This is a genomic window from Asanoa iriomotensis (assembly GCF_016862515.1).
GTDB classification, from domain to species: Bacteria; Actinomycetota; Actinomycetes; order Mycobacteriales; family Micromonosporaceae; genus Asanoa; species Asanoa iriomotensis.
On the sequence record NZ_BONC01000130.1, the window covers coordinates 1 to 8,939 of the forward strand.

12 protein-coding genes and 1 tRNA gene are annotated in these 8,939 nt (G+C 72.5%); 6 read left to right on the forward strand and 7 right to left on the reverse strand.

Annotated elements, in window-relative coordinates; translation table 11 throughout:
• Positions 1–693: tyrosine-type recombinase/integrase (locus tag Air01nite_RS39690; protein WP_203708580.1), on the forward strand; the 693-nt coding region annotated here is incomplete at its 5' end.
• 82 nt (positions 694–775) lie between these two features.
• On the opposite strand, the gene Air01nite_RS39695 is transcribed toward Air01nite_RS39690, so the two are convergent.
• Positions 776–865 (reverse strand) — tRNA-Ser (locus Air01nite_RS39695).
• Positions 866–942: 77 nt separating this feature from the next.
• Here Air01nite_RS39695 and deoD point away from each other — a divergent pair.
• The 3 genes from deoD (at position 943) to Air01nite_RS39710 (ending at position 2,828) form a co-directional block, all read left to right on the forward strand.
• Positions 943–1,650, forward strand: coding sequence for a purine-nucleoside phosphorylase (deoD, locus tag Air01nite_RS39700; protein ID WP_203708581.1), 708 nt, complete (start codon positions 943–945; stop codon positions 1,648–1,650).
• 74 nt (positions 1,651–1,724) lie between these two features.
• Positions 1,725–2,360, forward strand: a complete 636-nt coding sequence (locus Air01nite_RS39705; protein WP_203708582.1) for a TetR/AcrR family transcriptional regulator — start codon at positions 1,725–1,727, stop codon at positions 2,358–2,360.
• A gap of 3 nt (positions 2,361–2,363) precedes the next feature.
• Entirely contained in the window at positions 2,364–2,828 is a 465-nt protein-coding gene (locus Air01nite_RS39710) for an acyl-CoA thioesterase (RefSeq protein ID WP_203708583.1), read from the forward strand.
• Here Air01nite_RS39710 and tadA read toward each other — a convergent pair.
• The 5 genes from tadA to Air01nite_RS39735 form a co-directional block, all read right to left on the reverse strand.
• Positions 2,802–3,272 carry a tRNA adenosine(34) deaminase TadA gene (gene tadA / locus Air01nite_RS39715; RefSeq protein ID WP_373310574.1) on the reverse strand — a complete coding sequence of 157 codons (471 nt, stop codon included), beginning with the start codon at positions 3,270–3,272 and terminating at the stop codon, positions 2,802–2,804. The genes Air01nite_RS39710 and tadA overlap by 27 nt on opposite strands.
• A complete protein-coding gene (locus tag Air01nite_RS39720) occupies positions 3,269–3,778 on the reverse strand; it encodes a tRNA adenosine deaminase-associated protein (RefSeq protein ID WP_203708584.1) in 510 nt (169 codons plus the stop codon). Before Air01nite_RS39720 ends, tadA begins: the two co-directional genes overlap by 4 nt.
• Positions 3,779–3,908: 130 nt before the next feature.
• On the reverse strand, positions 3,909–4,076 hold the full coding sequence (locus tag Air01nite_RS39725) for a hypothetical protein (protein WP_203708585.1): 168 nt from the start codon (positions 4,074–4,076) through the stop codon (positions 3,909–3,911).
• Between the two features lie 114 nt (positions 4,077–4,190).
• Positions 4,191–4,544, reverse strand: coding sequence for a hypothetical protein (locus Air01nite_RS39730; protein WP_203708591.1), 354 nt, complete (start codon positions 4,542–4,544; stop codon positions 4,191–4,193).
• 55 nt (positions 4,545–4,599) lie between these two features.
• Positions 4,600–5,748 carry an NHL repeat-containing protein gene (locus tag Air01nite_RS39735; RefSeq protein ID WP_203708586.1) on the reverse strand — a complete coding sequence of 383 codons (1,149 nt, stop codon included), beginning with the start codon at positions 5,746–5,748 and terminating at the stop codon, positions 4,600–4,602.
• Between the two features lie 13 nt (positions 5,749–5,761).
• Here Air01nite_RS39735 and Air01nite_RS39740 point away from each other — a divergent pair, with 13 nt between their 5' ends.
• Entirely contained in the window at positions 5,762–6,886 is a 1,125-nt protein-coding gene (locus tag Air01nite_RS39740; RefSeq protein ID WP_373310575.1) for a prephenate dehydrogenase/arogenate dehydrogenase family protein, read from the forward strand.
• Here the strand turns inward: Air01nite_RS39740 and mtnA are convergent.
• On the reverse strand, positions 6,840–7,802 hold the full coding sequence (gene mtnA, locus Air01nite_RS39745) for an S-methyl-5-thioribose-1-phosphate isomerase (protein WP_203708588.1): 963 nt from the start codon (positions 7,800–7,802) through the stop codon (positions 6,840–6,842). The genes Air01nite_RS39740 and mtnA overlap by 47 nt on opposite strands.
• Positions 7,803–7,862: 60 nt before the next feature.
• Between mtnA and Air01nite_RS39750 the strand changes: the two genes are divergently transcribed.
• Positions 7,863–8,939: a PHP domain-containing protein gene (locus Air01nite_RS39750; protein ID WP_203708589.1), complete on the forward strand. Its 1,077-nt coding sequence runs from the start codon at positions 7,863–7,865 to the stop codon at positions 8,937–8,939.

Sequence of the window (8,939 nt, forward strand, 5' to 3'; positions counted from 1 at the left end):
CTCTTTCTCGCCGCGGGCGACCGGCGCAATAGCGCGCGTTGGGCTATCGCGCTGGCACTCGGTCTCCGGCAGGGTGAAGTGTTGGGGCTCAAATGGGCGGACGTGGACCTTGCAAATGGGTCGCTCACCGTACGCCGAGCGCGACAACGCCCGCGGTGGCGACATGGCTGCAAAAGCCCGTGCGGTCGGAAGCTCGGCGGTCACTGCCCCGACCGGGTGCCACTCCGGAAAGAAACAGCGGATACGAAGTCGCGGGCGGGACGCCGCAACATCGGAGTGCCCGACGAACTAGTCGCCTTACTCGAACGGCATCAAAAAGAGCAGGAGGCCGAGCGCGAGAATGCCGCCCAGCTTTGGACCGACGGCGGATGGGTATTCGCGACGCCGACCGGACAGCCGCTGAATCCGCGAACCGACTACACGGAATGGAAGCGCCTACTCGTGCGGGCAGGCATACGGGACGGGCGGCTGCACGACGCCCGACACACGGCCGCAACGGTCCTGCTGATTCTTGGCGTCGCCGAGCGCGCGGTGATGGGCATCATGGGCTGGTCCGACTCCGGTATGGCCCGCCGATACCAGCACGTCACGAAGCACGTTCAGCGCGACGTAGCGAAGCGGGTGGGCGGTCTGCTCTGGGAGCCCGACGGGCCGAACGACGGGTCCGCAGGGACGCTCAGAGAGGCATCCTGATAGGCAACTGAGACCGAAACTGAGACCACAACGAGCGACGCCCGGCCGCGTGACTCACGCTGCCGGGCGTTTGCCCTGCTACTGGCGGTGGCGGCGGGATTTGAACCCGCGGAGGGCGTAAACCCTCACACGCTTTCGAGGCGTGCTCCTTAGGCCACTCGGACACACCACCGCCGAGTAGGGTACCCGACCCCCAGACCACCCGGCGCGGCGGCGCCGGCAACTCTCGGACCTGGCAGTATCGCCCGCATGAGTATTCACATCGGCGCGGAACCCGGCGACATCGCGGAACGCGTCCTCATGCCGGGTGACCCCCTCCGCGCCAAGTGGATCGCCGAGACCTACCTCGACGACGCCAAGTGCTACACCCAGGTGCGCGGCATGTACGGCTTCACCGGGCGCTGGCAGGGTGTCGACGTCTCGGTGCAGGGCTCCGGCATGGGCATGCCGTCCGCGTCGATCTACGCGCACGAGCTGATCAACGACTACGGCGTGAAGACGCTGATCCGGGTCGGCTCCTGCGGCGCCCTGGCCGACGAGCTGCAGCTCCGTGACGTGATCGCGGCCAGCGGCGCCTCGACCGACTCCAACATGAACCGCGCCCGGTTCGACGGCCTGATCGACTACGCCCCCGTGGCCGACTTCGGCCTGCTGCGCACCGCCGTCGAGACGGCCGAGCAGCGCGGCATCCCGATGCGGGTCGGCCCGATCCTGGCCGCCGACGCGTTCTACACCGACCGCCCCGACCTCTACGACGCCCTCGCGAACTACGGCGTGCTCGCGGTCGAGATGGAGTCGGCGGCGCTCTACACGATCGCGGCCCGCTTCCGCGCCCGCGCGTTGACCCTGCTCACGGTCTCCGACCACATCAAGCGCGGCGAGCAGACCACCTCGCAGGAGCGTGAGCAGACCTTCGGCCAGATGGTCGAGATCGCCCTGGACACCGCGATCGCCTGAGCAGGGCCCGCGAAGAGACGTGCGCCACAACAATATTTACGAACGGTCGGTCGCAAATCCCGTACGGTAGCGGGGTGACGATCGACGGACGCATCGCACGCGGTGACCGCACCCGGGCGGCCGTGCTGGACCGCGCGGTCGCCCGGGCCACCGAGGACGGCCTCGACGGCCTCTCGCTCGCCCAGCTCGCCACCGACCTCGGCGTCAGCAAGTCCGGCCTGTTCGCGCACTGGCGCTCCAAGGAAGAGCTGCAGCTCGCCACCGTCGAGCGGGCCGCCGAGCAGTTCCGCGACCACGTCACCCGCCCCGCGCTCAAGGCGCCCCGCGGCGTCCGCCGCCTGTGGTCGCTGCACGACCACCGGATCCGCTTCTACGAGTCGAGCGTGCTGCCCGGCGGCTGCTTCTTCGCCAAGGTCCAGTTCGAGTTCAGCGCCCGCCCCGGGCCGATCCGCGACCGCCTGGCCGAGCTCTTCGAGGTGTGGGAGGAGTTCGTCGAGGGTCTGGCCGGCCAAGCGGTGACCGCCGGTGAGCTGGTCGCCACCACCGACACCCGCCAGTTGGCGTACGAGATCGAGTCGTTCGCGCTCACCGCGGTGATGAAGTCCCGCCTCCTGCTCTCCCCCGAGGTCGCCTACCGCTACGCGCGCCGTGCGGCCCGCGACCGACTGCGTTCCCTAGCAACCGATCCCGACCTGCTGCCGGAGGCGTGAGAGATGACGACAAACGTTCTGGAGTACGGCCACCTCGAGCGGGTCCGCATCCACTACGACGACCTCGACCAGATGGGCATCGTGCACAACGCCCGCTATGCCGTGCTGCTGGAACGCGCGCTGTCCGCCTACTGGGAGGAGCACGGCTTCTCGATCGCGAACGGCCGGCCGACCGCGCCCGACGTCTTCCACGCCGTCGTCGAGTTCAGCATCAGCTACCGCGCGCCGATCCGCGGCACGGGCGACGTCCTGATCCATTTCTGGATCGACAAGTTCGGCCAGACCAGCGGCGTGTACGGCTTCCGGATCACGTCGGCCGACGGCGCGACGGTGCACGCCGAGGGCCGCCGCTCGATCGTCCGCCTGGATCAGCGCACCATGCGCCCGACCGAGTGGACGCCGGCCGCCCGCGAGGTTGCCGCAACCCTGGCCAGGCCGGCGCTAGCGGAGCCGGAAGAAGCCGCGTAGCAGGTCCGCGGCCTCGGCGGCGAGCACACCTCCGTACACCTCGGGTCGGTGTGTCAACCGCCTGTCCCGCACGACGTCCCAGAGCGAGCCGACCGCGCCCGTCTTGGGTTCCCACGCCCCGAAGACCAGCGTGGACACGCGCGCCAGCACCAACGCGCCGGCGCACATCGTGCACGGCTCCAGCGTGACGACCAGCGTGCACCCCTCCAGCCGCCAGGTGCCCAGCGCCGCCGCGGCCCGCCGCATCGCCACGATCTCGGCGTGCGCCGTCGGGTCGCCGGTCAGCTCCCGCTCGTTGTGGCCGACCGCTAGCTCGTTGCCGTCCGCGTCGAGCAGCACCGCACCGACCGGCACGTCGGCCGCGTCGGTGGCCGCCGCGTCCGCGGCGACGTGCAGCGCCCGCCGCATCCATTCCTCGTGGCGGTCGCGCCGTGGCGCCGTCACGCCTCCCGTAGCTCCTCGACCTCGTCGCCGCAGCCGATCAGCTGGCAGATCTCGGCGGTGACATCGGCGGGCAAGAGGCCGTCGTGTGCGCACAGCTCGAGCAGCCGGCGGGCCGGCACACCCAGGTCGGCGAGCAGGTCGGCGTCGCCGACCGGGTCGGCGTCGGGGTCCGCGGCGGGCTTGTCGGGGTCGGCGCTCTGCTCGACCACCTCGTCGATCTCGATCGCCGGCGCCTTGATGTCGCCGACCAGCAGGGCGCCCAGCCGCGACTCCTCGGCGAACGCGGAGTCGGAGCCGAAGATCCGCAGGTCCTCGCCCTCGTCGAGGCGCATGACGACCAGATAGGTGTCGTCGGACTCGACGAAGAGCAGCGAGATGTCGGCGTCCAGGTCGACGTCGCGGAGCCGGTCGGCGGCCTCTTCGATGTCGGCGACGCCGTTCAGGTTGACCTCTGCGGCGGTCCAGCCGGTTGCGCCGCGGACCGCGGCAGCGGCGAAGTACGACACGGCCCATGCCCCCCAAAGACCCCGGTGCGGCCGCCGCCGTGCACCGGCGCTTGTTCCCAGAAAACCAACAGACGTGACGGTAGCCGGTCAGCCCGGCGGCAACGCGGCCAACGCCCCGAAGAGGGACGGCTCAGCTGGCGAGCCGGCGGCGCGTTGCGATCAGTTCGCGGAGCTTGTCGCCCTGTAAGCGGCGTGGCTGGCTGCGCTCACGAACCGACTTCGCTCCAGCGAGTTCGGCAAGCAGCTGCATCCGGCGGCGGCTGCGCTCGGGGTCAAGCCGCTGCACTTTCCAAGCCATGGCGGCAGCGTCTCCGATGCTCGAGCGGTAGTCAAGGGCGGTCGCACTGCGCAGCGGATCCCTTACGCAGTGCGGCTTTTCGGCCACGAGAGGTCGCGGGACGAACACGGCAGGTCACCAAAGTGGCCAGTTCCCGCTGGTGAACCAGGTGACGCCGACGACGACCCCGGCGATGCTCCAGCCGAGCCCCGTGGCGGCCGCGACACCGACGGCCACACCCCGGTCGCCGAGCTTGCCGAGCAGCAACGACACCAGCCACGCGATGGCGCCGGCGAGCAGCGTCCAGTACGCGTACCCACGCACCGTCGAGTCGACGACGCCGAAGGCGAGCAGCCAGACGGCGCCGGCACCGGCCCCGGCGGCGACCGCGCCACCGCGCACGGGATGCGGCTCGCGGAACGTCGGCCGGCTCCGCGCGGACGGGAACAGGCCCGATGGCGGGATACGCGGAGCGCCGGTGGGCGGCATCGCCTCCTGCGCCACGGCAAACCCCTCTCTCGGACCTGTCCCCCTAGCGTAAGGGTCAGCCGAACTGCGCGAGTCGGGCCCGGGCGGCGCCGCGGATCGTGGTGAACGCTCCGCCCGCGACGAACTTGTGCAGCCGCGGGCTGGCGGCCATCGTGTGCACCCCGCTCGACCCGTTGCCGTCGGCGGCCCAGGGCAGCAGCGCACCGCCCGACTCGTTCGCCGCGGCGAGCTTGATCCGCCGGGTGTTGCCGTCGAGGCACGAACCCTTGTCACCGGTCCGCGCGGACTTGCACACGTTGTCGAAGTGGCCGCCGATGTACACCACCCGGTCGAGGACCACGACCGCCTGCGCGTCGCCGTCCATGGTAAGGGTCCAGCGACCGACGCCCGACGTGGTGAACGCGCCGAGCCGGCCGCCCGGCCCGCCCATCGCGGCGTAGATGCCCGACCCGCCGACCGCCAGCCCGCGCACCATGTCGCTCGCCCGCGACGTGAACCCGGTGTCGACGGATCCGCCGGTCGTGAGCGCCGCGAGGTTGCGGGTGCCGGTGGCGCCGTTGACCGAGCCGAAGCTGCCGCCGACGTAGATCCGCCGCCCGGCCGCGACCACGGCGTTGACGCTGCCGCTCGCCTTCGGCCGCCACCCGGCGACCACCGCGCCGGTGTTCTGGTCGAACGCCGCCAGCCGGCCGATCGACTGGCCGTTGAGGCTGGTCATCGACCCGCCTGCGTAGAGCCGGCCGCCGACCGCGGCCAGCGAGTAGGGCATGCCGGTCAGCGACTGCTTGAACGAGTTGTGCACCGCACCGGAGCCGGCGTCGAGCCGCGCCAGGCTGTCGCGTCGCACACCGCTGATCGCCGTGAACGCGCCGCCGACGAAGACCGCGCGTCCGGACACCGCGATCGCGCGGACCGAGCCGTCCGCGGCGGGCGCCCAGCCGAGCAACGCACCGGTCCGCGCGTTGACCGCGGCCAGCCGGCTCCGCGCGAACGTCCGGCCGCCGGAACTCACGCTGGTGAAATCGCCGCCGACGTAGAGCGTGTCACCGGCGTACGCCGTCGCCAGCACCGTCCCGTTGAAGGTCGGCAGCGGGTCGGGCGTCACCTTGGCAACCACGGCCAGGGCCGGTGCGCCCGGCAACAGCAACGCCGCGGAGGCGGCGACAGACGCGATGAGACCCGCGAGTTTGCCCCTAAATGTCACGGAGACACGGTATATGGGCGATTGCCTAATCCCGCCCAACCGCCGCGCGAAACGCGAACGGCGTCGGCGCGCCGGCACCGCCCACGAGGAGGGCCGGCGGTGTGCGAGAGTCGCTCGCGTGGACATCGCGGTGATCGGGTTGGGTCTGATCGGCGGGTCGGCGCTGCGCGCCCTGGCCGCACAGGGGCACCGCGTGCTCGGCTACGACGCCGACCCGGCCACGCGGGCCACCGCCCGGACCGCCGCGGCCCGGGCCCCGCAGAACGCCCGCTGGCAGGTCACCGGCACGATCCGGGACGTCGTGGCGGGCGCCCGCCTGGTGGTCGTCGCGGTCCCGTTGCCGGCGTTGCCGAGGGTGCTCGACGAGATCGCCGCCACCGGCTACAGCGGGCTGGTCACCGACGTGACCTCGGTCAAGGCCCCCGTGCGGATGCTGGTCGAGCAGCGGTTGCAGGGGCGCCACCAGCGCCTGGCGGGCTTCGTCGGCGGCCATCCCATGGCCGGCAAGGAGAGCTCCGGCTTCGCCTCGGCCGACGGCGACCTGTTCCGGGACTGCGCCTGGGTGCTCTGCTTCGAGCCCGGCAGCACCTCCCTGGCCGACTGGCTCGACCTCGCCGAACTGGTCATCGGGCTCGGCGCCCGGGTCGTGCCGGCCACCGCCGAGGAGCACGACCGGGCGGTCGCCACCATCAGCCACGTACCCCATCTGCTGGCCACCGCGCTCGCTGCCGCGGCGGCCGATCCGCTGGCCGGCGCCCTGGCGGCGGGTTCGTTCCGCGACGGCACCCGCGTTGCCGCAACCCGGCCCGAGCTGATCGCGGCGATGTGCGGTGGCAACGCGCCGGCGGTCGGGCCGGCCCTGGAGGGCATCATCGCCGCGCTGCAGGACGCCCGCGCCAAGCTCGACGCGCCGGACCCGATCGCCGCGTTGCTGCCCTGGCTGGCGCCGGGTCACGCGATGCGCGCCGGCTGGCCGGCACCGATGGCCGCGCCGCTGGAGATCCCCGCCCGCCCCGACGCCCTGCTCCGGCTCGGCCGGGCCGGCGGCTGGGTGCGGGCGGTCGCGGCCGACCGGTCGACGGTGACCGTCGTCAGACCCGCTCCCCGCGGTCCAGGCGGATTACTCGACGATCTGTGACGATCGCGGTCACCAGGTCGTGCGGCGTCACGTCGAACGCCGGGTTGACAGCCGGCACACCGGAGATCACCTCGGCGCCGTCGCGGTCCTCGATCTCGACGTCCGCGCCGCTGGCGGTGTCGGCGTCGACGGTCGTCTCGGGCGCGACGACCACGAACGGGATGCCGGCCCGGCGCGCGCCGAGCGCGTGCGCGTAGGTGCCCACCTTGTTGACCGTGTCGCCGTTGGCGCAGATCCGGTCGGCGCCCAGCACCACCGCGTCGACCTCGCCCCGGGCCATCAGGAACGGACCGGCGCCGTCGACCGCGACGCGGAAGTCGACCCCGAGTTGGCTCAGCTCCCAGGCCGTCAGCCGCGCGCCCTGCAGCAGCGGCCGCGTCTCGCTGGCGATCACCGGACCGAGCGTGCCGCGCCGGTGCAGTTCGGCGACCACGCCCAGCGCCGTGCCACCGACGACCGCGGCCAGCGCGCCAGTGTTGCAGTGGGTCAGCACGCGGGGTGCCGCGCCGCACAGCTCGGTCAGCAGGTCCGCGCCACGGCCGGCCATCGCGGCCGACGCGGCGATCTCCTCGTCGCGCTGCGCGTCGGCCTCGGCCAGCACCGCGTCGAAACCCTCCGGCAGGCGCGCCGCCGCCCGGCGCGCACCGCGGGCCAGGTTGACCGCCGTCGGCCGAGCCGTCGTCACCAGGTGTACGGCGGACCGCAACCGCTCGGCGTCGCCGCCGTGCTGCTTGGCCGCCAGCGCGACCCCGTAGGCCCCGGCCACACCGAGCGCCGGCGCGCCCCGGACCGCGAGTGAGCGGATCGCGTCGACCAGTTCCTCGACCGTGCTGATCCGGCGGACCTCCAGCCGGCCGGGCAGCAGCGTCTGGTCGATGATCTCGACCACCCCGTCGACCCAATCGATCGTGCGCATGTCTCCCACGCTATCCAACCGGGGTCGGTGGCCGGGCTCACGGGCAAGTAGGTTCGGTGCGTGACGACCGCGCGTGATCCCGTCGCCGATCTCCGGCGCATCGCGTTCCTGCTCGAACGGGCCAACGAGGCGACCTACCGCGTCCGGGCGTTCCGGTCCGCGGCCAAGACGTTGAGCGGGCTCCCCGCCGAGGAGGTGGCCCAGCGGGCCGCCGCCGGCACGCTCACCGAGCTGTCGGGCGTGGGCGACGTGACCGCTCGGTGCGTCACCGAGTCGCTGGCCGGCGAGGAGCCGGTCTACCTCCGACGGCTGCTCGCGACCGAGGGCGTCGACCTGGACGACGCGGCCGCCGCGTTGCGGTCGGCGTTGCGGGGCGACTGCCACACGCACTCCGACTGGTCCGACGGCGGCTCGCCGATCGAGGAGATGGCGCTCGCCGCGGTCGAGCTCGGCCACGAATACGTCGTGCTCACCGACCACTCCCCGTCGCTCAAGGTGGCCCGGGGCCTGACCGCCGACCGGCTGAAGCGGCAGCTCGACTACGTGGCCGCGGTCAACGACGCGTTGCCGCCCGGCTTCCGGATCCTCACCGGCATCGAGGTCGACATCCTCGCCGACGGCTCACTGGACCAGACCGACGAGCTGCTCTCCCGGCTCGACGTGGTCGTCGCCTCGGTGCACAGCGGCCTGCGCGACGAGAGCGCCCGGATGACCCGGCGCATGCTCCGCGCGATCGAGAACCCGCACATGGACGTGCTCGGCCACTGCACCGGCCGGATGGTGGCCAACCGGCCGGCGGGCGCCGAGGGCCCCGGCGACACCGGCCACCGCAAGCGGCTGCGCCCGCCGTCGGACTTCGACGCGGCGGCCGTGTTCGCCGCGTGCGCCGAGCACGGCAAGGCCGTCGAGATCAACTCTCGCCCCGAGCGGCAGGACCCGCCCAAGCGACTGCTGCGGCAGGCCCTCGAGGCTGGCTGCGTCTTCACCATCAGCACCGACGCGCACGCCCCGGGCCAGCTCGACTGGCAACGCTTCGGCTGCGAACGCGCCGCCCTCTGCGGCGTGCCGGCCGACAAGGTGGTCAACACCTGGAAGGCCGAGCAACTCGTCGACTGGGCAGCCGGGCACGCCGCCTAA